Genomic DNA, 23762 nt, shown 5'->3' with positions numbered 1-23762 from the left:
AAAAGGTCCGGTGCAGAGATCAAAAAATAAAGAGAGGAGTGGTAATGCGCCGGGCGGTTTTGTCAGTGCTGGTGGGTTTGCTTTGTGTACCACCAGGAGCGTTTGCAGCAGCGAATAGCGATTACACCTTTAATACCGATGCTTTTGGTAAAGGCGTGGCGGTTTCACAGTTTAACCAGGCCGGGTACGAGCCACCGGGTGTTTATCTGGCCGATATCCTGCTGAATAGCAAAAAGGTGGCCTCCCGCGAGGTCAACTTCCACTCTGAAAAGCAGGACAACGGGCGTCTGCATCTGGTGCCCTGCCTGCCGGTGAGCTGGCTGTCGGATTTTGGCGTGCGCGTGGAGGATTATCCGCAGCTGGCCGGGAAGACCGGGACCAGTGATAAAGAAGAGGGGACCTGTGCAAATCTGTCAGCGATCCCGCTGGCCAGCGCGGAGTATGACTTTGCAGCCAGCACCTTGTCGCTGGATATTCCGCAGGTGGCGTTGCGGCCTGAAGAAAAGGGCGTTGCGCCAATGGCGCGCTGGGATGACGGTATCCCGGCCGTTTTGCTGGGATACAACGCGAATGAATCCCGGACAGAAACCCGTGGTTCAGGGGGCAGTAGCACCAACAGTCAGTATCTGCGACTGCAGCCGGGGGCAAACCTGGGACCATGGCGGTTTCGTAATGCCACAACATGGTCGAAAAGCGGGCATGACGCGGGCAAGTGGGAGACTTCCACAACCTATCTGGAGCGCGGCATTAACCAGCTGAAAGGGCGGTTAACCATGGGCGATCTGACGACTTCCCAGGATATGGCCGTTTTTGACGGTGTTCCGCTGCGTGGCGTGCAGCTGGCGACGGATACGTCCATGTTACCTACCTGGATGCGCGAGTTTTCACCCGTCGTTCGCGGTATTGCGCGAACCCATGCGCGGGTGACGGTACGTCAGAACGGCTACAGCATCTATAGCGAAATGGTGGCTCCGGGGCCGTTTGAGCTGAAAGACCTGCAGCCGGGCTCATCCGGAGAACTGGATGTGACGGTGGAAGAAGAAGACGGCTCCACGCAACACTTTACGGTGGCCAACTCGTCACAAGCGGTGTTTTTACGCAGAGGTGCGTTCCGTTATGGCCTGGCGGCGGGCTTTTACCGGCCTTCCGGCGTAACGGGGAGCGACAAACTTAGCGATGCCAAAGTGCTGCAGGGTACGGCGATTTATGGTCTGCCGATGAACCTGACAATATATGGCGGCATCCAGATGGCCAATCATTATCAGGGACTGGCGGTGGGATTGGGGACGCTGCTGGGGAAACTGGGAGCGGCATCAGTCGATGTGGTGCGCTCGGCGGCCCGCCTGGCAGACGGCAGCCAGGATACCGGTTCGGCGGTGCGCTTGCGTTACAGCAAGACGCTGGACTCGACGGGGACATCATTCACCTTATCTGACTATCGTTATGGTTCGAAGGGTTACCACGATATGGCGCCGGTGCTGGACAGCTATGTCGATCCGTCCAATAGCAACCAGGAAGATGGTGCGCACGGCGTTACGCCGAAAGAGCGGCTGTCGATGTCGCTGAGCCAGTCGCTGGGCAAGCTGGGGAATCTGGGACTGTCATGGTGGCGCAACGGCTATCGGGGGCGTCGTCAGACGGACCAGTCCTACTCTGCTCGCTACAGTTTTTCGCTGCTGGGATCCGGGGTCAGTCTGTATGCGACTCAGACAAAGAACGCGGGTCAGAACGACGGGGCAGGACACAATGAGCGCCAGTTCGGGGTAAATGTCTCCGTGCCGTTGTCCCGCTGGTTGCCGGGTACCTCGGCCAGTTGGCAAACAACCTCTTCCTCCGGGAAGCGCAGCGATCGGCTGAACCTGTACGGTAGTGCGGCGGATAACCGCCTTAACTGGAACGTGCAGCAGGGGTATCAGCCGTCACAACCGTCGGATTCGAACCGTGATGGTTATGCCGGACTGAACTGGCGCGGGGGCGATGGTACGGTCAATGCCGGGTATAGCTACACGGGCGATCAGTATCGTACCTGGAACCTGGGCGTCAGCGGCGGCTTATTACTGCACGAACATGGCATCACTGCGGGGCAGTCGGTGGATGGCACGCAGGCGCTGGTTAGCGCACCCGGCGTGTCGGGAGTGGGATTAAGCAGTTCACCCGGTGTGAAAACCGATTATCGCGGCTATGCGCTGCAGGGCTATATGAGCCCGTATCAGGAGAACACTGTCTCTCTCGATTCCTTGACCCTGGCGGCGGGTGATGAGGTGAAACAGACCGATATGAAGGTGGTACCGACCAAAGGGGCGGTGATGGCGGTGCGTTACCCGGTGAAAACCGGACTGGCGCTCCTGTTGAAGCTGGCGCGGTCTGACGGTAAAGCGTTGCCGTTTGGTGCGATGGCCGACCTGGAAACAGAAAATCCAGACGATAGCAACGCCGTTGCGCGTAACGGTATCGTCGGTGATAACGGTGAAGTCTATATGGCCGGGATGCCGGAAAAAGGCACCGTAAACGTCAGGTGGGGCAGCGAGGCCGGAGAATCATGTAAAGCCGCATATAGCGTTTCGGAAGAGATGAAAAAAGAAAAAGTTGTGACGCTGAAAGCTGTATGTCGGGCGGAATAAGAATAAGCCGATGAGTATAAAAAATGAAAACAGTGATTCCAGTGACTCGACGAAATACGATTGGCCTGATGAATGTGCAGCCAATAAATAAAGCGAATGCGTTCGGGAATAAAACCAGCGAATTTATATGGCGATATTGCTGCGCTGCAGATGGTGATATGTCCACCGGACCGCCGGGTATTTTAAGGATAAATCGCGGTTCGTAATACCGTGGGTGAGCAGAAAGTAAATCCACAAAATTTACGGTAGCTATTTTAAGAGAGAGTAACAATGAAAATGATAAACCACCGCCGCCGGATGGTTGCGGCACTTCTGGGCACCCTGCTGGTCGCGGGTGCGGCGCACAGCCAGAGTATTGACAAGTTGCACAAGGTAACGGGAACGCTGAACGTGACCGTCAGTGACGGCACGACGTGCTCCATCACGCCAGATATCACGGCACCGGACCTGAGCACTTTTGATACATGGACATCTTTCGGGAAAGTCGACTTTGGCTGCCAGAAAGGCGGTACGGATACTTCAGCGACTATTGGCATCGCGAAAACGGCTGATATGGTGAAGGATGCTGCGAAACCTGACCAGTTTTATATGACGAAGGACGCCCTGGGAAGTGCGGTTACGGCTGCAAAATATTTTGTTCGATTCGGCGCGCAGACCGGTACCAGCGTCCGGGCGGCCACCGCCGATGATCTGGCGGTTAATTTTATGGATGGGCTTGTGGGCACCACCGATGTTGCAGGGGGCGGAACTGTAGGGTTAGACGGTTACGTTAATTCGGGTTCGGCACCGGCACAATTTACCATTCCACTGATGGTAATGGCGTGGAACTGATTACTTTTTGCAATGAATAACAGTAAATAAAACAGGATTATCTATGAAGCTTAACAGTTTACTCTGCGGCCTTGCCCTGGCGGGAATGTACGTAGCGGCCCCGTCTTTTGCAGCAACCGCAGCCTATGTGGCGGGCTCAGAGAATTATGCAAATGTTCAGGTCACAATGGGGGGCGCCATTACCTGCTCAATTGCGACGAACCCGGTGAAGGGTAACGGCGCGACGGACACCAGCCTGGCGGTGAAAATTGAATCGAAATGCGAGCTGGGTGCGACGTCGTTCCCGACGGCGGTGGGTATCGGTGCGACGAAGCCGGGTTACACCTTTACGTCGACAGCAGATGGCGTAACGGTAAATAACGGTACGGATTCCGTGGATTTTATCTGGGATACCGGTATGGACAAGCATGCATTGGGCAGTGCAACCGATGATGATATTTTTGGCGGTACCTATGCGGTAACGGACCCGCTGGTGAGCAAGGAAGTGACGGCGACCATCCAGAAGCCAGGGGGCGGTAACCTGCCGGTGGGCGACTGGGATATCCCGCTGGTGATGGCGATGTACACCAACTGATTAAACAGCCCGCTCTTTCCGGGCGGGTGCTAACGAAGGCGTCTTTCATTTATTGTGCAGGACGCCATCGCTGAACCGTTTGCTGAACCACGACCATATATTCACGTTATCCGGTACGGATATTTCACCTCTTCCGTTTTCCATCAGGGGTGAGACTTCTTTTTTTCGCGTATTTATTTTCATATTTTTGGCGCTCATCGGGCGCTTTTTTTTTACCGGTTACGGTGTGTTTTTTCCCGGCGGTAACGGATGCCGTTTCCCCCGTTACGGAATGTCCGCCGCTGCGACACGGTTTTTTCCCGTCCTTCTGCGCCTGATTTGTTATTCTGTTATATAAACCTCTGCGATATTTCCTTCAGCGGTGCTTTCCTCACCGCCCCGTGGAATTCATTATCCTCTCTGCATCCCTTTACCGGCAGGATCCTTTTACCCGGATCTTTTATTCATCTCTTTTTCCTGAATCACTCCTGACCTCTTTCGCCCCTGTCCGGGGCGGCCTGTTATTCGGCGACGGCCGGAATACGGGCCATGTCTTTTCATTGCAACACTGTCCTTGAATGATTTTATGGTTTTATATCCCATTTATTATATCTTTACTGGTGTTTATCTCTGTTTTTTGTGGTAAATAAAGATCGGATTATTTTATGGTGTTTTTTGTATCCTGCTGTTTTTGCTGATGATATTGTCCGTTTCGGTAATCGTCTGATGGGTTTCCTGATGAAGCGGCCCATCTTATAATGATTTCATTCCAGAAATGCTGTAGCGCTTCGCCAGGTGACTTAACCTGAAGAATAATATATTCAGAAGAGCAGATTATTTTTCCGGTTTGTTTCTGTTGCCTCTGTGAAGATATGGCATGGCTGATTGTTAAATAATTAAAATGATTTTTTTAAACTGACTTTTATTATCCTGAAATAAAGAAAGGGGCGGGGTTTTACTATTTCCCGCCCGTGGCTGACTGCCGGTTTACTATTTTGAGAGTGTATTTGGAAAATATGAAAAAAGACGCTGCTGTATTCCGTAAGAAAAATATTGCCCTGTTCTGTTCCCTGGGCCTGCTGATGGCGGGGATGACCCTGACGGAGGCTTCTGCCACGGCATCGGAATCCACCACGGTGAACACCCAGGCGTTCGGCGTGTCGGTATCGCCTTAGCGGGTGATTTTTCCGCTGAACGGGAACGGCGCGACGCTGACCATTAAAAACCCGCAGAACTACCCGATGCTGGCGCGTACCACGCTGGTGGCGGAAGACCGCAAGTCAGCGGTGCCGTTTGTGGCGACGCCGCCGCTGTTCCGCCTGGACGGTAACCAGCAGAGCCAGGTGCGCATAGTACGAACCGGCGGCGACTACCCGACGGACCGTGAATCGCTGGCGTGGGCCTGCATACAGGGTGTGCCGCCGCAGGCGGCGGGGGAGGCGCTGAAGGATGAGGCGAAGAAATCGACGTCGGTGTCGGTACAGGTATCAATCAGCACCTGCATGAAGATGATGCTCCGCCCGGAGTCGCTGAAACAGAGCCCGGAAGACGTGGGCGGACAGGTGACGTGGCATCAGGAGGGCAACCAGCTGGTGGCGAAGAACCCGACGGCGTATTACCTGAGCCTGGCGGAGCTGAAGGTGGGGGGAACGGCGGTGAAAGAGCCGGAGTACCTGGCGCCGCAGTCAGAGAAGCGCTACAGCCTGGGTGCAGGGAAAGGGGGCGAGGTGAGCTGGAAGGTGATAACCGATTACGGCGGCAACAGCCGGGAGTTTCGCGCGTCGCTGAAGTGACGGCAGCAGTTTGCGATGTAGTTGTGATGTAAGGGGTTATCCGCCGGATAACCCGCAGGACTGATGGTAACCACGTTTAATAAAAGAGAGAGCAATAATGAAAATGATGAACAACCGCCGCCGGATGGGAGCAATGCTTCTGGGCACCCTGCTGGTCGCGGGCGCGGCGCACAGCCAGAGTATTGACAAGTTGCATCAGGCAACGGGAACGCTGAACGTGACCGTCAGTGACGGGACGACGTGCTCCATCAAGCCAAAGATCACAGCACCGGACCTGAGCACTTTTGATGCATGGACACCTTTCGGGACAGTCGAATTTGGCTGTCAGAAAAGCGGTACGGATACCTCAGCGACTATTGGCATCGTGAAAACGGCTGATATGGTGAAGGAAGCTGCGCGCCCTGGCCAGTTTTATATGACGAAGGATGCCCAGGGGAATGCTGTAACGGCTCTTAAATTCTACTTTAAACTCGCTGCACAGACCGGTACCAGCGTCCAGGCGGCCACCGCCGATGATATGGCGGCCGGTTTTATGGATGGTTTTGTGGGCACCACCACCGCTCCAGGGGCTGGCAGTGTGGAGTTAGGTGGTTACGTTAAATCGGGTTCGGCACCGACACAATTTACCATTCCACTGATGGTAATGGCGTGGAACTGATTACTTTTTGCAATGAATAACAGTAAATAAAACAGGATTATCTATGAAGCTTAACAGTTTACTCTGCGGCCTTGCCCTGGCGGGAATGTACGTAGCGGCCCCGTCTTTTGCAGCAACCTATGTGGCGGGCTCAGAGAATTATGCAAATGTTCAGGTCACAATGGGGGGCGCCATTACCTGCTCAATTGCGACGAACCCGGTGAAGGGTAACGGCGCAACGGACACCAGCCTGGCGGTGAAAATTGAATCGAAATGCGAGCTGGGTGCGACCTCGTTCCCGACGGCGGTGGGTATCGGTGCGACGAAGCCGGGTTACACCTTTACGTCGACAGCAGATGGCGTAACGGTAAATAACGGTACGGATTCCGTGGATTTTATCTGGGATACCGGTATGGACAAGCATGCATTGGGCAGTGCAACCGATGATGATATTTTTGGCGGTACCTATGCAGTAACGGACCCGCTGGTGAGCAAGGAAGTGACGGCGACCATCCAGAAGCCGGGTGGCGGTAACCTGCCGGTGGGCGACTGGGATATCCCGCTGGTGATGGCGATGTACACCAACTAAACAAACAGCCCGCCCTTTCCGGGGCGGGAGTTAACGAAGGCGTCTTTCATTTATTGTGCGGGACGCCATCGCTGAACCACGACCATTTATTCACGTTATCCGGTACGGATATTTCACCTCTTCCGTTTTCCATCAGGGATGAGACTTCTTTTTTTTCGCGTATTTATTTTTCATATTTTTGGCGCTCATCGGGCGCCTTTTTTTTATCGGTTATCTAAACGGGCAACGTCAGGTTGCCCGCACGATGATTAATGGAATAAATTACGCGTATACACTTTATTCAGTCTGGAACGATATTTGTCGTCATAGCATTTTCGGCGCTGGCTATCACAAAAAACACCGTTGCTGAGGGTATAGCTGGCGAGATTGACATTCTTCATATCGCCCAGAGCAGACTGCAATGCGGTGGTATTGCCGATATAGACCTGGGTTAATCCCATTGATATGCCGCTGGGATCGGCGCAGAAATTAGAGGTTCTGTCGCAGATAATTCCTTTGGCCGGAAAAAAGATCGCTTCGTTGGTGTCTGGCAGCGGTTGCGGTTCATTTGACACGCTTTCACCATATAACATTTCGGTCGTTCTCCTGTCTTCAAATGATTTATTCTGATCGATAAAACATTTATGTTCATGAACGCTGCAAAGCACGCCGTTACTTAACGTGAAGGATTTTCTGCGGTGTGGATGGCTGTCATTCAGCCTGTCTGCCGCATATTCGCCAAGGAAACGGGTGGTCAGCTCGGTTGATAGCCCGTTACGGTCGGCGCAGAAACCTTCCTGCCGGTCGCAGAGCACACCGCTTTGCGGGGAATAAATCTTCCCACCGGCAGCCATTGCCTGCCCGAAGCCGGAGCAACCGGCGATGCCCATCAGACACACCATCGCGATACTGAGTTTCATCTTATTCATCGTCAAACCTTATTGTATTGTTCTGTTGCCGGGATAATCTTTCGGGCAGAACATTTTCACTGTGGCATCCGTCTTTATTGCCAGACAAAGAAAATCCCCAGGCTCACAGAAAACCCGGGGATAACAGATGCACTATCCGTAACATTTTTAATATTTCTGTTACTCGACGGGAATGCTAAAAACGGCAGTTAATGGGCGTCAACCTGTCGGGTAAATAAAATTTGGCGAAGGAAATAAAAAGGCCGACCTTTGAAGGTCGGCCTTTTGCTTACTGGAAAAAAGAACGAGTGAGAACACCTTTAAAGGTATAAACGACACGGGGTCCTTGTCAAGGATTAATAGGTGGCCGTTAGCGTAAAATATCACAATAGATCGATGATAAGTGCGTTATTTTGCGCTTATTTTGATAGCAATGATATTTGCTTAAATATAAGCTTAACGACGGTCAGGTTTTTTGTATTGCTATTCGGGCTTAATGTCGCCTGCGAACAGGTATTGCAAAGTATGACGGGTATATAACGTGTTATTTGATGAATCGCTTTATTTTTGGGAGCTATCAGCCGGTGTTCTGGCGACGGTTCTTTTGCTGTGGTTGATTATCACAGGCTTTCCCGGAGAACGAAAACGTAGAGGATTTTACTCTCCGTCTCCGTGGATTGTGCGCTGGCTTTGTGGGGAACTTTCAGTCAGTGCTTCGTTATGGCAGGGAGGTGCCTTGATACCCGGCTGTTTCTGGTGGCTGTGCGTCATGGGATATGGGCCGGACAAAGACTGGCAACAGCTGATTGTGTCTGTCTGGTGCATTTTTATCGGGTTGGCGATGGTGAATTCGGGGCGTAAATCATCGTTATCAGGTTCAGCGTGCGCAGGCGTACTGCTGTTGACCACGTTGGTATTGCTGATCGGTGTTGTCGGCAGCAGGGCAGCGGTGCTGAAACTGCTGTTTTCCCGGCAGGCGTAAGACAAATAACTGGCGGTGCCTGTAATACGTACCGCCAATACGATGCAGGAGACACTGGGGATGGTAATGGAATGGAGTACTGAAAATCGGTGCAAAGAGGATGATATCCGCCAGCGCGTGGAAGGTCGGCAGACAAACCATGCGGTTTACTATTTGCCGGCCTGTTTGTCGCATCTGCAGAATCCACCGCTCTGGCTGGCGGTCGCGCGTTGGGGGCTGCTGATCGGGGAGATGATCTCCCGGAATGATATTGCGCAAGCGTTTCATATTTCACTGCGCAGAGCGGCAGATATCATGACCTATATTACCTGCGAGCGGCAGGATGTGGTGAAAGCGACAAAATGCGTTTCCCGGACAGGCCACGGGAGACGAACCGCCAGGATCATGATACTGGCTATTTCTGAAGCCTCCCTGACATCGCCCTCACAATCGGCACCTGCGGAAAAATCGCGGGAACAGGGTTGTGCGGCAGCTAAAAAGACCGCGGGTGCGCAGGCAGAGACGGAATTGCGGCAGATCCGCCAGTTTTTTCTGCGCCAGCGTTACCGTCGTGATGGAGAAAACACGCTGCCATGAACGAACATATGATGAAATTATTTCGCTGCTATAGCGGACGAAAACGGGTGGCGCTTGCGGGAGGCGTTCTCTGGTTATTGTCAGGCATCCCCTCCGCTTACGCCAACCCGGACTCTCATCCCCCCGAGGTAGACTGCCAGCATCTGGAGTCGACGACGGATATTCTTATTTGTGATAACCGTTGGCTTCGTGAGCGAAATGCGCAGCTGAATACGCTTTATGAATTGTTGCGAATAAGTTTGCCCTGTGAAAAACGCGGTAAGCTGGATAAAAAAGAGAAAGCCTGGAAACAGGAAATGGAATCATGTGGTACGGACACGCTGTGTCTGGCGGGTGAATATACCGGGCAGGTTTCGGAACTCCGGGAACAGTACCAGATACGCATTTTAAAATTGACGGAAAATAATTGATCTTATTGTTTTCTGATAATTAAAAAAACGACCTGCTGATTCTCCAGATACGGGTGGGGAAGTACAGGGATGTTATCCGGAATTCAATATCGGCGTAAAGGTGGGATTGTCGTGTGACGGAACGCATTCGCGCAGCGTCAGTTCTGCTGACTGCCTTCGTGGGATCCGCGTGTTTAGCCGCACGGACAGTGTGGAGGCGCTCAGGTGGATGATTCGACGTTCGGCGCCGTTCACGGGGAATGGTCGGGACGCCACGGAGATTTGACGCATGTGACCTCCCCTGAAGTGACCACATCGTCATTTGCACCTGACAAACATTCTCAGCTTATATTCCTGAAAAAGGATCAATAAAAAGCTCATGAAATCCAGACTTTATCAAAAAGAGAATATCCGGGACTTCATACTGAACAAAATTATCACTGATACAAAAATTGACCCGTTTTATGATCTGATTCAGAGAATCAAACTATCTGTTGTTCATAGCTTACTTGTCCTGTTAATAATAACTTATTGGATAATGATATGACTGGTGACAAGAATGGTAAAAATGATGTCGGGCAATGGTTACATAAAATTGATTTGAATCTGTTACCTGTCTTTATGGTAGCAATGCAGGAAATGAATTTTACTCATGCAGCAGAAAAGCTGGGGATGACTCAGCCTGCGGTGAGTAATGCTATTTCACGGTTGAAACTCATATTTAATGATGAACTATTTTTAAGGCAGGGGCGTGGCGTCAGACCAACAATCTTAGGCACTCAAGTTTATGATTCAGTGTGCAAATCGATGGATATACTACTGAACATAATACCTGTCGCACCACGGGAAACCGAACCGGATAATTTAACATTCACCTTCGGCATTGAGAGTCCCCTGGATATATCATTGATACCCATCATATTACGGTTGTTTGAAGGGGAGAAGAATTTCAACATTAAATTTGAACAATATTTTAATAAGTTCAAAAAAACAGACGATGATAATAAATCTGCTGATTTCGTCATCTCATATAGTGAAATAAAACAAAAGGATTTTTCTTCCGTTTCCTTATTTGATGACGAAATTGTGATTGTTGCCAGCAAAAAACATCCCCGGCTTCAGGAGATAAGTATGAAGGGGGGCGTTTATCGAGAGCAACATGCGGTGGCATCACCGGAAAGACATTTATCGTTTAGTCAGTACTGGTATGACACTCCGGAAAAAGAATCCTGTATTTCATACTATGGAACCGATATATTAAGTGTGTTCAATATTGTTTCACAGACCGAAATGATTTCTTTTTCCCCATATAATCTCGCTGAAAAATACGAAAAATTTTTAGGCTTAAAGATATTGCCATTACCATTAAACATAAACAGATTAACGTGTTATCTTTCCTGGGATAACAAATCAGCAAGGCATCAGGGAAAAGAAAAAATTGCAAAAATACTGAAAAAAACATGCCGGCGTTAAGTGGCGAAATTATATAAAAGCGTATTTCTTATTGATTGATGGCAGGCGTGATTGACAACTCTTGTGATTGATATTATTCAGAGAGGGTCATGATGATTTGGTTTCTGATTTTTATAAATACCTCTTATAAAAAATACGCTATAAATTACAGGCTGAAATAAATACCAGCACAGATACCCGAAGGACAACCGCTTCAGTCATGCCGCTGACGTGCTCTGCTAAATAACGTGTATAAAAGGGGCCTGGTATCCATAGTTAATAATTCTGTAAATATTTAAATTGTTAATATAACATGCTGAATATAGAGCTATTTGCCCCTGAGAAAATGATTGCGCTCAATGACTATCTCATTGAAAACAAAGATTGTTTCTCTTTGTTTTCAATGCTTTCTCATCCTTTCATTATGTATCGTTGCATTTATAATCTCTGTTTTCCTGGTGAAGTTAACTGAATAAGAAAAGGATGATGATTCACATTAATAGCATAACAGATATTGATTAATCTCAACCCGGCGGCGCTTAAGATATTCATTTGACATCTTCAGCGGATGGGCTGCCGGGATGAAGGAAATGAGTTTACTTTTAACGCTATCAGGGGATGTCAGGTCACATTTAATCAATAACTTTATTACTACTGGATTTTAAAGGATTGTTTAACAATGTTGTTAAGAGCATATGACAGATATGTCATAAATTTTTTTCTTCTTTTTGCCGTGAGCATGTTAAATGGATGTGCATTACTACCTGGGCAGCATTTAAAATTTTCATCCGAAAAAACAACACAGATGACAGATAATAAATATGATCTGGATTCGGTCGTAAATATGTATGAAATTACGCCGGAGTTAACGCAAAAACTCCGGCCCCCTCCTGCTGTTGCACGAAGTAATCCACAACTGGATATTCAGCTAAAAAACTATCAGTACAGAACAGCGCCTGGTGATGTTCTGATGATTACGGTCTGGGATCATCCTGAACTGACAACTCCGGCGGGTGAGTATCGTAGTGCAAGTGATTCCGGGAACTGGGTGGGTTCGGATGGCACAATCTTTTATCCGTATATTGGGAAAATAGCTGTAGCCGGGAAAACATTGTCAGAAATACGTGATGTTATTATCTCACGCCTGTCAACTTACATTGAAAGTCCTCAGGTTGATGTCAGCGTTGCCGCATTTCGCTCGCAAAAAATCTATGTCACCGGAGAAGTCATGAAATCAGGTCAACAGCAAGTGACCAATATTCCTTTAACCGTGATCGATGCGATTAATGCTGCCGGTGGCCTTGCGCATGATGCTGACTGGCATAATGTTATTTTAACTCACCATGGAAAAGAGACCCGAATTTCATTATACGCTTTATTCCAGAATGGCGACCTGACACAAAACCAGCTACTGTCTTCCGGTGATATTCTTTTTGTTCCCCGCAATGATAACCTTAAAATCTTTGTGATGGGCGAGGTTGAGAAGCAAAGTACCCTTAAGATGGATCGTAGTGGTATGACACTGGCTGAAGCGTTAGGCGATTCGGGAGGAATTTCTCAGTCTACCGGAGATGCTACGGGGATATTTGTTATTCGTTCATTGAAAAATGATAAAAAAGGAAAAATTGCAAATATATACAGGCTGGATGCCCAGGAGGCAGCGGCGATGGTACTGGGGACCGAATTTGAACTCCGTCCCTATGACATTGTTTTTGTTACCAGTGCTCCGGTGTCACAATGGAATCGGGTGATTTCACAACTTATTCCGACGATCTCTGGCATTCATAATATGGCAGAATCTTTCCATTTAGTCAGAAACTGGAATTAATTATGTTTGATTCTGTTCTGATAGTGTGCACAGGAAATATTTGTCGCTCTCCTGTGGGAGAGCGCTATTTACGTCATCTTTTCCCAAAAAAGAAAATAGACTCAGCAGGAACCCGAGCCTGTACAGGGCTGGCGGCCAGTTACCAGATGAAAGAAGTGGCAGCCCGGTATGGATTGTCGCTGGCAGGACATACAGGAACACCGCTGACGGAAGATAAATTAAATCAGTACGATCTTATTCTGGCGATGGAGAAAACACATATATTCCACATTTTAAGTATGGCACCGTATGTCCGGGGAAAAACGTTTTTGTTTGGCCACTGGATTGCTCAACAGAATATCCCCGACCCCATTGGTTATGATGATGCTGTCTTTGAGGCTGTATATCAGCTCATTGCGCAAGCCAGCCAGCAGTGGGCGAATAAATTAAACTCAACATTATCGTGGAGGAATGGATGTCTTTAATCACTCCATCATCAGCGGTGACAGAACCTGAAACAATAGACCTGCTCTCTTTGTTTGCTGAGCTGGTTCGCTACTGGAAGCTGTTCCTTTCCGGCACCATCCTTTTTTTAGGATTTGCTGTTTTATATTTATTGTTCTCTACACCGATTTATCGGGCCGATGCCTTAATACAGGTTGAGCAGAAGCAGGAGAATGCCCTGTTCAGTGGTCTGAAAGAGGTTCTGAATGATCATCAGCCATCGCCCGCATCGGAAATTGCGCTTTTAAAATCGAGGATGATTCTGGGTAAAGCGGTTGACGACCTGAACTTACAGAACCGGGTTGTTCCGGACTGGTTTACAAAAATGCGTATAACACTATCACGGCTGACAGGGAGTGCATCCGGGGTAATCGATTTTTCATATCTTTCATTATCCAAAGATAATATGCATCTGATATTGACCGTGCTGGACAACACGCATTATCAGATTGCGGGTGACGGTTTCATACTCGAGGGTTCTGCTGGTAAGCCTCTTGAGGGGCATGGCGTGTCTTTGCTTATTCGTCAAATCGATGCGTGGAAAGGTTCTCGTTTTGTTATATCACGGGTTACGCATCTGGCTGCCATTGCCGCATTACAACAGCATTTCAGTATTACTGAAACAGGGAAAAATACAGGGATGCTAAGTCTCTCTCTTACAGGAGAAAATCCGTCACAGATTTCAGGCGTTCTTGACAGTATCAGCCATTATTATCTGAAGCAGAATGTTGAACGGCAGTCTGCGCGGGATGAGAACAGTCTGCTATTTCTGAAGCGACAGTTACCCGTTCTGAGGGCCGAGCTGGACGAAGCCGAAGACAGGTTAAGTGCTTACCGGCAACAAAATAATTCAGTCGATCTCTCCCTGGAAACGAAATCCATTCTTGAGCAGATTGTGGATGTGGATAAACAGCTCAATGAACTGACGTTCCGCGAAGCGGAAATTTCCCGTCTTTATCATAAGGAACATCCTGTTTATCGTGCGCTCCTGGAAAAGCAAAATGCATTACAGCAAGAAAAAAGCAGACTGAATGGGCGTATTAGCGTTATGCCTGTCACTCAGCAGACGGTATTGGGACTTAGCCGAAAGGTAGAGTCTGAACGGCTGGTCTACCAGCAGTTGCTGAATCGACAGCAAGAGCTGAATATATCCAGAGCGGGGGCTATCGGCAATGTCAGGATTATTGACGAGGCTGTGACGCAGGCGGTTCCCGTCAGTCCGAAAAAGCTGCTTATCGTTATTATCGGCGCAATGACAGGTATGATTTTTTCAGGTGGGTTAATTCTGATGTTTGTGGCATTTCGTCGCGGGATCGAATCGACCGAAGCGCTTGAAAGAGAGGGAATTAACGTATGCGCCAGCGTGCCTCTGTCTTTGACGATGGTAACGCATTCCAGAAAAAATAAGGCTCCTGTGGAAGGGCTGTTAACCACCCTGATGCCTGCCGATCTGGCCGTTGAAGCGATACGCAGTCTGCGAACCAATATCTATTTTGCCATGATGGATGCGCACAATCATGTGCTGATGATTTCAGGCGCCAGTCCGGGGGCGGGTAAGACGTTCATCAGCAGTAATCTGTCGCACATCGTTGCTCTGACAGAGAAAAAAGTGCTTTTTATTGATGCGGATTTGCGCAAAGGATATGCGCACCGGTTGTTTGGCGGCACTGAAAGCCCAGGGTTATCAGATATTCTTGCCGGGAGAGCGTGTCTTGCACAGGCCAGAGTGTCTTTGCCGGAGTACGGGTTTGATTATATCGGTCGTGGTCCCGTTCCTTCTAACCCGACGGAACTGCTTTTACATCCACGTCTGGCGGCTTTACTGACAGAGGCATCTTCTCAGTATGATCTGATTATCGTTGATACACCTCCTGTTCTGGCGGTCACGGATGCTGCAATTATCGGCCGGTATGCGGGAACGGTTATGATGGTCGTCCGGTATGGTGTTGATACTGTTCAGGATATCACTGGCAGCCTGAAACGACTGGAACAAAGTGGCGTGATGGTGAAAGGGTGTATTCTGAATGCAGTGAAGAGAAGAGCCGGAGACTATTATCGTTATGGTCATGGTCAGTATGATTACTCGCATCTGAAAGATTAGGGCGCTTCTGACGCAGATACCGGTTGCTGACCACCTCCGCAGAAGTGGGTGGTCGTGCAGAGATAAAACGCCGGGGGATCTCCGCTACCCGCTCAGACTCCCGCGTATTACTGGTTAACAGAATGGCCCCGACCGCAATGGCATGTCAGGAGAGGGGCGTGTCGTCCGGGCTGCAGGGGGACTGATGCTGAACGGATCTCAGAGTGCGTCTTCCGGTACCGGACAGGCGGCTTTCCACGCGGCCAGCCGCGCCTCATCATTGCCGGAGGGGCGGGACAGAAGCCAGCGTGCCATCAGCCGGTCTGCGTTATCCCCGGTCGGTATCGACCGGCGTCGCGGCGTCGACGGCGTCGGTGACGCCGGGCGTTTAGCCGACTCCTTCACCGCCAGAATGCGTATCGTCAGTTGACGGTGTCCGCCCGGCAGGTGCCGGCTGTAGCTCTCAAATGTGATATCGTCGTGGTGATAGCGGTGACAGAGATAATTAAGGACGCCGCTGGCCCGGCGCTGGTCCACCCGGAAAGCCTGACAGACCTGCTCACGGCTGAATGCCTTCCCCGTCAACAGCCCCCACCAGGCCACCGCCCGGTACAGCGGCATCCCGCCCAGATGGCGGATTTCCGCTGGCATATAAAAATCGCCGTGGTTACTTTGTCCGCCACGTACCGTGCCGACAGTCTGCAATGTATTCATAGGGGTTCTCCCTGTTCTGAAAAATAAACTGAACGCCGGGGCGACATGGCTCCCAGACGATAATGAAAGAGACCAAATGGCATGGCCGCGCCGTATAAAAAACCCTGCAGGTAGTCAACCCCGCAGTCCTGTAGCTGCTTTGCCTGCTCTGCGGTTTCTACCCCTTCGGCAATCACCCTGGCACCCGAGCTGCGGGCCAGCCTGACCGTGTCCGTCACAAACGCCTGGGTGACAGGATCGGTTAAATCCGCTGCAACCTGACAGCCGAGCTTGATAAAGGCGGCCCGGGAGACAGCCAACAGCGTTTCACCGGCATATCCGGTACCATAGTCATCCACGGCAAAACACAGCCCGTCCCCGGTCAGTCCGGCCAGAACGTCGGCGGCACCGGTAAAATCGCGAATATCTTCACGTTCAGTGATTTCAAAAACGGGTATCACACCCGTCTGCCGTAGCTGGTTATTCAGCGTGACAAGATAAGCCCGGAAACCGGGGGCCATAATCTGGCTCAGGCTAATATTCATCGTCAGCATGAAATGACCGGTTCTGCCGTTGTGCAAATCGTAAATATCCGGAATAACCTTATTGGCCAGAGTCCGGGTCAGTAATTCCGACAGGCCGGTTGTTTCAATACTGTGAATAAAGGTGCCCGCTTCCAGTAACCCTTTTTCCGGATTAAGCCAGCGGGCCAGAACTTCACATCCGGCGACCTTTCCGGTGTCGGCATGAATAACTGGTTGATAAAATGGGATAAATTCACATTGAGCAAAAGCCTGCTGCAGACGAATTTCTGAAAAGTGCATGCCGCCCCCTGCATATTAAAATATATGAGCTTATTTACTGTCGAAATTAAATAACATCAGTACCGACGGATAATCGTGTCATTCTCTGTTTTAATCTGTCCGCTAAGATATAAATCACAGAACTTCCGCCATGAATTTATTCCTATTTTCTTCAGGGCGTTCTGTCTTATCTGATATAGCGTCTGTTCAGAGATGCCCATGCAGGCAGACATTTCCTGAACAGTTTCTCCGCTCAGGGGAATAACCAGCGACACCCATTCCTTCAGGGAAAAACCATACCGGTTGTCCCGGTAGCGGGCCACCACACGCATGGGACGCCAGGTTTTACCGTCCAGCCAGGACAGAAAATTACGCCGGAAGAGACCGCTTTGAAGATTATGAGAGTTAAAAAAAGTCACATGGCCACGAAACTTACGCGAAATATACCAGGTCAGGTAAGCATTATACCGGCTGACCAGTACACCAATACGTTTCCGCCCGTTTATCTGATTTAAAAAATCCACAGCAGTTTTGAAATTACTGAGGGCTTCAGTACCGGACAAATCCAGTACCAGCAGAATAACCAGCGGGGCGTCATCTGTAATAACAACATCTTCAATATGTTTAATAAAATGTATTGTAATGTTATCGTCACTAAAAAGGTGACGCATACCTGTGGTGAAATATTCACAACAGGCCATTACCTGCACTGTCCGGCAATCATTCATGTATTCGCATCCCTGTGTTTCACCCACAGGCAGTCTGACCTGTAGGTTATCCCCGGCTCCTGCCGGTAAGCTGTGCGATAAAAATATCACGTAACTAACCTGTTTTTTTGATCTGAAACCGGGGTTTCAGAAATGGACTAATAAGATTGTAAAGATTCCTGAAAGTAATGAGCTGACTGTAATTTTTGACAACAGACTGCGAATTACCACGGAAAGCTAATATTATTCTGGGCTGTTGATGATAGGGGGTCGGTACAGAGAAAAAAAGCGCCAGGAATTAATCGGGAATTTGAAGGAATAATCTGTAATAACAGTGAATTGAGTAACATTATATACAATATTCCTGGAGAGTGAATGGGACTAATTCAGATTTTAATTCCATTAAAATAATCAAACATAGGTAAATAAGCTATCAATTGTTGCAATATTGGTGCATATCTCTAATGGAGAGGGGCGGAGACACTTGACATCTCCGTTCTGTCGTTGAAATCGTCATAAGGAATGCAGGTTCAGCGTGACATACGAACGGCACTAAAGACAAAGGATGATTTTCAGAGGTACAAGGAAAGGAGGCTTTCTGATATGGCTGATATTCTGGATGTTATCTGTCATTTATGGCATGAATCAACAACGCATCATCCTTTTCTTTCACTCTTGTTCTGGTTTCTGTTCTGGGTCTGGTTGCTGCTGTTCCACCATGAGTGACAGTCAATATACATACCTGCGGCGGTCATCTTAATCTTACACGTGGCAGCGACGGTCAGTCTCCGGGGGAGGGGCGCAAACAAATGGTATAAAATTTTGATGCAGAGCAGAGTTATTCCCATCCTGGCGTTTATATCTTCGGTAGTTAGCTCATCTTTAAAAGGCATCTATATGAAAAACGTACTGAATATTTCCCGGAGTATAAAGAAATTTTTAATCTTTGCCGCAGTCTGGAGCTGCGCTGTGGGTTCTGCCTGCGCCGATGAACATGTTTTGAATCCGGCTCAGTCCAGTTATTTGCATAGCCTGATTAAAACAGAACTCCGTAATCTGGACGACCAGAATTATGTCAATAGCAACTGGACAGAAGCCCAGCGGGTGGCCGAGTTTATCTGCAGACCTTTGGCACAAAAATACGTTAAGTCTCTTTTTCCGAAGGTTGATAAAGTCATTATGGACCAGGGGAAAACCAATAAGCAGCGCCTCATCTCATCAACCCGACTCACCGGTAATGGTCAGTATCGCTCCGGAAATAGCTGGACACCTTTTGATTACGAATGTCAATTGTCAGAAAAAACAGGTAAGGCTCTGAAGTTTAATTTTCTTAGCAAATAAAGGGTTACGATGGCTTTCGGCAATATATTTATGGAAAACGTTATTCCCGACGATAGCCGATACGCCCTGAGCCTGCATAATAATTTTGATGGTGTTTCCATTGCCTCCCACCGAACTTTGATTTAATAAGTTAAAACTTATCGGTGAGAAAGTATTATATCCTTCGACAAATTTTGATGAAAAAATGACTTTTGCAGGAAAATAATTTATCCACCGTCGGTGGGCTTGTTTTCATTCCACTGTTTTTCTTTTTTATTTTCAATGTGGACTGGTTCGCTGTTTACTGCTGCGGGGAGCCGTCATTCCTTCATCGCCGCATAGCGCTTGCGGTACTCCCCTGGCGGAATGCCGTTATGTTTGCGAAACACCTTTGTGAAGTAGACCGGGTCGCTGTAGCCGACCGACAGCGCCACCTTGTTCAACGGTAGCGTTGTGGTCTGTACCAGCCACCTGGCCCGATTAATCCGCTGCATTTCGCGCCAGGCATAGATGGTTTGACCCAGCTCGTTCTTAAACAGGTGCGCCAGACGTGAGGGGGACAGGAAAACCATTGCCGCCAGCGTCTCAACTTTCATCTCCTGAGCGATATGTTCATTCAGGTAGTCGCAGACGGCATTAATGCGCGGGTCGTGGGCATGGCGGTTGCTGACAGGCTGGAGCTGGAAGCAGCTCAGGATCAGCCGCTCCAGCGCGTTCATCGACAGCGCCTCAGCGAGGGGTGCCGTATCGTTATGGTAGCGGATGACCTCGTAAAACAGATCGCGCAGCACCCGCAGTTGCTGCGGATCGTGCACCGTGGTTTTGCCGATACCGTGGGTGGTGTGATCCCACTTCAGCCAGTCGATCCAGTAGGGTCGCGGAATAAAGTAGATCCACAGATGATCCCAGTGATCGCTGTGCTCGTCGCGCCCGTAGTGGTGCGGCACGCCGGGAGGGAACAGCAGCAGCTCGTTTTCGCCAGACAACAACGATCCTTCGCCTGCCCTGGCTCTCGCCTGGCCCCGCAGGGTCAGGTTGATGATATAGCCCTTCATCCCCTGCGGGCGATTGATGTAATAGTCGAGCTTTGAGCCGCGGGTAATCGGCGTAAAACCGGCAACCACCCAGGCGTTAAAGGTGAAGGTTTTTATCAACGGCGAGAAATGTAAAAGCTCATTGATATCTAACTCCATATCTCCTCCGCCCGGATGCCGTTAACTTTCGATGATACTAAAGCCCCAGCCATTGAGACACAATGGCTCGCCGCACGTTACCGTTTTACCGCTGAGCAGCTCGGTGCCGCTGGCCTGCGCGACAATCTCCTGACGATTGTCGCTGTAGTTAAACAGAAAGTGGATGCGCTTGCCGTCGCGGTTGCGCATCGTTCTGGCGACCAGCGGGAAGCGGCAGGCAGAGCTGCGCGAATGTAAATGCAGATCGCTGGTCAGCGCACCGAACAGCTGGTTAATCAATGCCTTGCCCGGCAGGAAGCCGACGTAAAGCGCCCGTCCTTTGCCGTAGTCTGCTTCGGTGGCGGCGGCATACTGACCCCAGGCCGGATGCTGATAGCGCAGCAGCGTCCGTGTGCCCGGTTCTGGCGTCAACAGTTCCATCCACAGTTCGGCCTCGTTGTGCTCGCGGCAGTCAAGCGCGGGCGTGCAGGAGGCCACCGTAACGTCTTCCGGCAGGGAGAACTGGTTGTAGCTCACGCCGCAGGCCTGATGCAGAATACCGGGCTGCGTGCTGTTACGGACCTTCACGTTTTCGTCGCTGAAGCCGGATTTAAAGCTAATCAACGCGCGTCCGCCTTGTGCAATATAACGATTAATTCGCTCGAGCAGGCCGTCATCGGCGGCGTATAGCGCGGGGATAATCAGTGCCTTATAACGCGCCGTGTCGTCCGTCACATCGTTGATGATATCCAGCGAGATATTGTGGTCGTACAGCGCGTCGTGGAAACGGCGGAAAATATCGTTATAGACGTTGCCCTGGGCGTCGCCGGGGCGGAACTGGTTAAGCGCATCCATTGCGTCGTTATCGATCAGCAGCGCGACATCGTTTTCCGCACGCAGCCCGGCAAGTTTCGGTGAAAGGCGGGCGAAGTCGGCTCCAATGGTCGTCGCTTCCTGCCAGGTGGCGTTGCGTGAAAAGTCGTGGCTCAGCAGCCCTTTCCAGTAGGTTTCAAACGCATTGTGAATAGAGTGCCAGTGCCAGTAGGACACCATCGCCGCGCCGGATGCGACGTGGCTAAAAGCCTGAAGCCGCAGCTGGCCGGGGTAAGGCGTCCACTGGGCAAAGCCTTGCGCCTGCGTTTCCAGCACAAAATAGTTATTCCCGCCTTTTAACGCCCGGGTAATGGCCCCGCCGAAGGCGATTTCCCGCCCGGTCAGGTGTTTCTGGCCTGGGTGATAGATGTCGACGCCAGCGACGTCCAGCGCCTGTGCCGCCGCAAAATGATTAACATGCGGCTGTACACCGAACGAGTAACCGCGCCATTCGAAGTCAAAATTATGGGTCACGAACTGATGCGGCTGGGCGTATTCGCGCACGATCTTCGCCTGCCAGGCCAGATAGTCCGTTACCTGCTGGCGCTGATAGCGTGAAAAGGCGCAGGCGAGGCTGGCATTGATCGTGTTCTCCACGGACGGAAAGTCGTCCCAGCTGTCGATGCGGTTACTCCAGTAGTCGAGGCCGAAGTCGTGGTTCAACTGGTCGAGGCTGGCGTATTTTTCCCGCAGGCTACGCACGAACCCTTCCTGCATATAGCGTCCGACGTTGTTGTAGTGCTTGGTCTCATTATCCAGCTGCCAGCCAATAATCGCCGGGTGGTGCTGCACGTGGGCCATCAGAGTACGAATGATCTTTTCCGCATAGCGGCGGAAGGTTGGATTTACAATATCCATAATCTGTCGTGGGCCGTATTTCTGCTGCCCATTGATGGTGGTGACCAGAATATCCGGGTGTCTGGCGGTGAGCCATGCCGGTACGGCGTAAGTGGGGGTGCCGATGATCACCGCAATGCCCGCCTCATGCATGGCGTTCAGGACGCGGTCAATGTGACAGAAATTGTATTCACCTTCCTGTGGCTCAAGCGTACTCCAGGTCGATTCGGCAATACGCACCACGTTGATGCCTGTCTCGCGCATCAGCGCAATATCCTCTGCCAGGCGATCCTCCGGCATATACTCGTCGTAATAAGCGACACCGTAATATAAATCAGACATGCAGTTACCTCATGAAATTAATATGTCGTTGCTGGCTGTGGGGCGAAGGCTCGCGTTTTTTCTAGCGTGATAAAGGAGAGCAGGGTGAAGCTGAGGGCAATGCTTCCCAGCACCACGTAGCTGCTGGTAAAACCCATGCTTTGGTACATATGACCAATGCCAGTGGAGAGAAAAATGGAGCTGAAGCTTTTGGAGAACTGAAAGCCAATCAGGTAAACCGTGGCCGAGAGCAGCGGGTTAAAGTTAGCACTAATGTATTTCAGCGCTGCGACCAGCAGCACCGAGCTTTCAAAGCCGTGAAGCAGTTTAATCAGGCTGATGGAGACCGGACCAATGGCCCAGGCAGAGCCGATGATGCGCAGGCTCATGATCATACCGCAGTACAGGAGCGCGTTTTTCGGGCCGATTTTATTAACGAACCAGGGGGCGAAAAACATCACCATCGCATCCAGGAAGATCTGCCCGGTGGTCAGGTAACCGAAGACTTCCGCGCCGCGCGCCTTGCTCTCAAAGAAACCACTGTAATAAATAGCAAACTGCTGATCGTAGGTTTCATAGACAGCGCCCACCCCAATCATATAGAAGGCGAAGAACCAGAACTTCTTCATTTTGAGCAGCGCAATCGCGTCGTTAAAGGTCACGGGCGTTGCTTTTGTCTGCTGCTTCACCGCTGCGCTGGTCGTATCGACCTCTGTTTTCCAGACGATAAACAGCAGGCAAACGCCAGCGGCGCTGGCCAGCCAGAAAATCATGTTCTGATCGATACCGTAGAGCTTACCTGCGGCAAACGTGCCGATGGCGGCGCCAATTCCGCCGAACATCCGCGCGCGGCCAAACTCGAAGCCGGAGGCGCGGCTGACTTTATCGATATAGGCTTCGCAGATGCCGCAGCCCGCGCCGTAGGCCATGCCGATATAAACCCCGCCAGCCATTGCGCCGAGGATGACGTTGTATTTCAGCAGGGGAGCGAAAATGTAAATCCAGTAGGGGGCAAACAGCGTAATGATAATGGCCAGCATCCACATCAGGTGTTTGCGGTAGACCAGTTTATCGGAAATAAAACCAAAGAGCGGCTGCACGCATACCGCGATGATGGCGGTAAATGAATAGACCAGGCCGACGTCGGTATAGCTAATGCCAATGGTTTCGGTTAACCAAAGCGACAAATAGGGATAGCAGCATCCCCAGCCAATAAAAAAGAACAGGAAGAACAGGCAACTGATAGAGTAATTTTTATTCATGATACCCTCGTTTCCTCATACGGGAAGCTTGATGTAGAGATACGGGCAACGTTATCGTTTCGCGTTACGGGGA

General features: G+C 50.2%; 24 protein-coding genes. 16 read left to right on the top strand and 8 right to left on the bottom strand.

Annotated features, from left to right (window positions below; all coding sequences use genetic code 11):
• Positions 1-44: 44 nt before the first annotated feature.
• The 7 genes from C3432_RS19535 (at position 45) to C3432_RS19510 (ending at position 7024) form a co-directional block, all read left to right on the top strand.
• Positions 45-2621, top strand: coding sequence for a fimbria/pilus outer membrane usher protein (locus C3432_RS19535; RefSeq protein WP_103778213.1), 2577 nt, complete (start codon positions 45-47; stop codon positions 2619-2621).
• 270 nt (positions 2622-2891) lie between these two features.
• Positions 2892-3452, top strand: coding sequence for a hypothetical protein (locus C3432_RS19530; RefSeq protein ID WP_103778212.1), 561 nt, complete (start codon positions 2892-2894; stop codon positions 3450-3452).
• A gap of 43 nt (positions 3453-3495) precedes the next feature.
• Positions 3496-4026, top strand: a complete 531-nt coding sequence (locus C3432_RS19525) for a hypothetical protein (RefSeq protein WP_103778211.1) — start codon at positions 3496-3498, stop codon at positions 4024-4026.
• Between the two features lie 995 nt (positions 4027-5021).
• The gene (locus C3432_RS27730; protein WP_181012952.1) at positions 5022-5180 is read left to right on the top strand and encodes a hypothetical protein; all 159 of its coding nucleotides are present in this window, start codon (positions 5022-5024) and stop codon (positions 5178-5180) included.
• Positions 5181-5183: 3 nt separating this feature from the next.
• The gene (locus tag C3432_RS19520; protein ID WP_103778210.1) at positions 5184-5798 is read left to right on the top strand and encodes a fimbria/pilus periplasmic chaperone; all 615 of its coding nucleotides are present in this window, start codon (positions 5184-5186) and stop codon (positions 5796-5798) included.
• Positions 5799-5895: 97 nt separating this feature from the next.
• On the top strand, positions 5896-6456 hold the full coding sequence (locus C3432_RS19515) for a hypothetical protein (RefSeq protein WP_103778209.1): 561 nt from the start codon (positions 5896-5898) through the stop codon (positions 6454-6456).
• 43 nt (positions 6457-6499) lie between these two features.
• Positions 6500-7024: a hypothetical protein gene (locus C3432_RS19510; protein WP_103778208.1), complete on the top strand. Its 525-nt coding sequence runs from the start codon at positions 6500-6502 to the stop codon at positions 7022-7024.
• 248 nt (positions 7025-7272) lie between these two features.
• Here the strand turns inward: C3432_RS19510 and C3432_RS19505 are convergent, their stop codons facing one another.
• The gene (locus C3432_RS19505) at positions 7273-7932 is read right to left on the bottom strand and encodes a YcgJ family protein (RefSeq protein ID WP_103778207.1); all 660 of its coding nucleotides are present in this window, start codon (positions 7930-7932) and stop codon (positions 7273-7275) included.
• 715 nt (positions 7933-8647) lie between these two features.
• On the opposite strand from C3432_RS19505, the gene C3432_RS19500 reads away from it, so the two are divergent.
• From C3432_RS19500 to C3432_RS19490, 3 genes are all read left to right on the top strand, one after another.
• Positions 8648-8893: a hypothetical protein gene (locus tag C3432_RS19500; protein ID WP_146050936.1), complete on the top strand. Its 246-nt coding sequence runs from the start codon at positions 8648-8650 to the stop codon at positions 8891-8893.
• 66 nt (positions 8894-8959) lie between these two features.
• Positions 8960-9469: a CaiF/GrlA family transcriptional regulator gene (locus C3432_RS19495; protein ID WP_181012951.1), complete on the top strand. Its 510-nt coding sequence runs from the start codon at positions 8960-8962 to the stop codon at positions 9467-9469.
• 8 nt (positions 9470-9477) lie between these two features.
• Positions 9478-9879, top strand: coding sequence for a hypothetical protein (locus C3432_RS19490; RefSeq protein ID WP_146050934.1), 402 nt, complete (start codon positions 9478-9480; stop codon positions 9877-9879).
• A 72-nt stretch (positions 9880-9951) separates the two neighbouring features.
• Here C3432_RS19490 and C3432_RS27505 read toward each other — a convergent pair whose 3' ends face one another.
• On the bottom strand, positions 9952-10149 hold the full coding sequence (locus C3432_RS27505) for a hypothetical protein (RefSeq protein WP_146050933.1): 198 nt from the start codon (positions 10147-10149) through the stop codon (positions 9952-9954).
• Positions 10150-10401: 252 nt separating this feature from the next.
• Between C3432_RS27505 and leuO the strand changes: the two genes are divergently transcribed.
• From leuO to C3432_RS19470, 4 genes are all read left to right on the top strand, one after another.
• Entirely contained in the window at positions 10402-11331 is a 930-nt protein-coding gene (gene leuO / locus C3432_RS19485) for a transcriptional regulator LeuO (protein WP_103778203.1), read from the top strand.
• 658 nt (positions 11332-11989) lie between these two features.
• On the top strand, positions 11990-13138 hold the full coding sequence (locus C3432_RS19480; RefSeq protein WP_103778202.1) for a polysaccharide export protein: 1149 nt from the start codon (positions 11990-11992) through the stop codon (positions 13136-13138).
• 2 nt (positions 13139-13140) lie between these two features.
• The gene (locus tag C3432_RS19475) at positions 13141-13602 is read left to right on the top strand and encodes an arsenate reductase/protein-tyrosine-phosphatase family protein (RefSeq protein WP_103778201.1); all 462 of its coding nucleotides are present in this window, start codon (positions 13141-13143) and stop codon (positions 13600-13602) included.
• Complete coding sequence (locus C3432_RS19470) at positions 13593-15722, top strand: polysaccharide biosynthesis tyrosine autokinase (RefSeq protein ID WP_103778200.1); 2130 nt, start codon at positions 13593-13595, stop codon at positions 15720-15722. The genes C3432_RS19475 and C3432_RS19470 overlap by 10 nt, the downstream gene beginning before the upstream one ends.
• A 198-nt stretch (positions 15723-15920) precedes the next feature.
• Here C3432_RS19470 and C3432_RS19465 read toward each other — a convergent pair whose 3' ends face one another.
• Genes C3432_RS19465 through C3432_RS19455 form a run of 3 tightly spaced genes read right to left on the bottom strand, consistent with a single transcriptional unit; the run spans position 15921 to position 17952 of the window.
• Positions 15921-16415, bottom strand: coding sequence for a CaiF/GrlA family transcriptional regulator (locus C3432_RS19465; protein ID WP_103778199.1), 495 nt, complete (start codon positions 16413-16415; stop codon positions 15921-15923).
• Positions 16412-17218: an EAL domain-containing protein gene (locus tag C3432_RS19460; RefSeq protein WP_103778198.1), complete on the bottom strand. Its 807-nt coding sequence runs from the start codon at positions 17216-17218 to the stop codon at positions 16412-16414. Before C3432_RS19460 ends, C3432_RS19465 begins: the two co-directional genes overlap by 4 nt.
• 56 nt (positions 17219-17274) lie before the next feature.
• Positions 17275-17952 (bottom strand): helix-turn-helix transcriptional regulator, encoded by a 678-nt coding sequence (locus C3432_RS19455; protein ID WP_146050932.1) that lies wholly within the window; start codon positions 17950-17952, stop codon positions 17275-17277.
• A 555-nt stretch (positions 17953-18507) separates the two neighbouring features.
• On the opposite strand from C3432_RS19455, the gene C3432_RS28070 reads away from it, so the two are divergent.
• Positions 18508-18630, top strand: a complete 123-nt coding sequence (locus C3432_RS28070; protein ID WP_258041632.1) for a hypothetical protein — start codon at positions 18508-18510, stop codon at positions 18628-18630.
• A 171-nt stretch (positions 18631-18801) separates the two neighbouring features.
• A complete protein-coding gene (locus C3432_RS19450) occupies positions 18802-19245 on the top strand; it encodes a hypothetical protein (RefSeq protein ID WP_103778196.1) in 444 nt (147 codons plus the stop codon).
• A gap of 299 nt (positions 19246-19544) precedes the next feature.
• Here the strand turns inward: C3432_RS19450 and araC are convergent, their stop codons facing one another.
• Genes araC through C3432_RS19435 form a run of 3 tightly spaced genes read right to left on the bottom strand, consistent with a single transcriptional unit; the run spans position 19545 to position 23689 of the window.
• Positions 19545-20417, bottom strand: a complete 873-nt coding sequence (gene araC / locus C3432_RS19445; protein WP_103778195.1) for an arabinose operon transcriptional regulator AraC — start codon at positions 20415-20417, stop codon at positions 19545-19547.
• Positions 20418-20438: 21 nt separating this feature from the next.
• A complete protein-coding gene (locus C3432_RS19440; RefSeq protein WP_103778194.1) occupies positions 20439-22448 on the bottom strand; it encodes a beta-galactosidase in 2010 nt (669 codons plus the stop codon).
• Between the two features lie 17 nt (positions 22449-22465).
• Entirely contained in the window at positions 22466-23689 is a 1224-nt protein-coding gene (locus tag C3432_RS19435; RefSeq protein WP_103778193.1) for an oligosaccharide MFS transporter, read from the bottom strand.
• Positions 23690-23762 lie beyond the last annotated feature (73 nt).

It is taken from the genome of Citrobacter amalonaticus (assembly GCF_002918555.1).
GTDB classification, from domain to species: Bacteria; Pseudomonadota; Gammaproteobacteria; order Enterobacterales; family Enterobacteriaceae; genus Citrobacter_C; species Citrobacter_C amalonaticus_A.
This window is presented reverse-complemented; position numbering and strand designations above follow the sequence as displayed.

Bases quoted from the DNA above. Each gene is read 5' to 3' on its own strand.
- C3432_RS19535 (WP_103778213.1), top strand. From the start codon at position 45: ATGCGCCGGGCGGTTTTGTCAGTGCTGGTGGGTTTGCTTTGTGTACCA.
- C3432_RS19530 (WP_103778212.1), top strand. From the start codon at position 2,892: ATGAAAATGATAAACCACCGCCGCCGGATGGTTGCGGCACTTCTGGGC.
- C3432_RS19525 (WP_103778211.1), top strand. From the start codon at position 3,496: ATGAAGCTTAACAGTTTACTCTGCGGCCTTGCCCTGGCGGGAATGTAC.
- C3432_RS27730 (WP_181012952.1), top strand. From the start codon at position 5,022: ATGAAAAAAGACGCTGCTGTATTCCGTAAGAAAAATATTGCCCTGTTC.
- C3432_RS19515 (WP_103778209.1), top strand. From the start codon at position 5,896: ATGAAAATGATGAACAACCGCCGCCGGATGGGAGCAATGCTTCTGGGC.
- C3432_RS19510 (WP_103778208.1), top strand. From the start codon at position 6,500: ATGAAGCTTAACAGTTTACTCTGCGGCCTTGCCCTGGCGGGAATGTAC.
- C3432_RS19505 (WP_103778207.1), bottom strand. From the start codon at position 7,932: ATGAATAAGATGAAACTCAGTATCGCGATGGTGTGTCTGATGGGCATC.
- C3432_RS19495 (WP_181012951.1), top strand. From the start codon at position 8,960: ATGGAATGGAGTACTGAAAATCGGTGCAAAGAGGATGATATCCGCCAG.
- C3432_RS19490 (WP_146050934.1), top strand. From the start codon at position 9,478: ATGATGAAATTATTTCGCTGCTATAGCGGACGAAAACGGGTGGCGCTT.
- C3432_RS27505 (WP_146050933.1), bottom strand. From the start codon at position 10,149: ATGCGTCAAATCTCCGTGGCGTCCCGACCATTCCCCGTGAACGGCGCC.
- leuO (WP_103778203.1), top strand. From the start codon at position 10,402: ATGACTGGTGACAAGAATGGTAAAAATGATGTCGGGCAATGGTTACAT.
- C3432_RS19480 (WP_103778202.1), top strand. From the start codon at position 11,990: ATGTTGTTAAGAGCATATGACAGATATGTCATAAATTTTTTTCTTCTT.
- C3432_RS19475 (WP_103778201.1), top strand. From the start codon at position 13,141: ATGTTTGATTCTGTTCTGATAGTGTGCACAGGAAATATTTGTCGCTCT.
- C3432_RS19470 (WP_103778200.1), top strand. From the start codon at position 13,593: ATGTCTTTAATCACTCCATCATCAGCGGTGACAGAACCTGAAACAATA.
- C3432_RS19465 (WP_103778199.1), bottom strand. From the start codon at position 16,415: ATGAATACATTGCAGACTGTCGGCACGGTACGTGGCGGACAAAGTAAC.
- C3432_RS19460 (WP_103778198.1), bottom strand. From the start codon at position 17,218: ATGCACTTTTCAGAAATTCGTCTGCAGCAGGCTTTTGCTCAATGTGAA.
- C3432_RS28070 (WP_258041632.1), top strand. From the start codon at position 18,508: ATGGCTGATATTCTGGATGTTATCTGTCATTTATGGCATGAATCAACA.
- C3432_RS19450 (WP_103778196.1), top strand. From the start codon at position 18,802: ATGAAAAACGTACTGAATATTTCCCGGAGTATAAAGAAATTTTTAATC.
- araC (WP_103778195.1), bottom strand. From the start codon at position 20,417: ATGGAGTTAGATATCAATGAGCTTTTACATTTCTCGCCGTTGATAAAA.
- C3432_RS19440 (WP_103778194.1), bottom strand. From the start codon at position 22,448: ATGTCTGATTTATATTACGGTGTCGCTTATTACGACGAGTATATGCCG.
- C3432_RS19435 (WP_103778193.1), bottom strand. From the start codon at position 23,689: ATGAATAAAAATTACTCTATCAGTTGCCTGTTCTTCCTGTTCTTTTTT.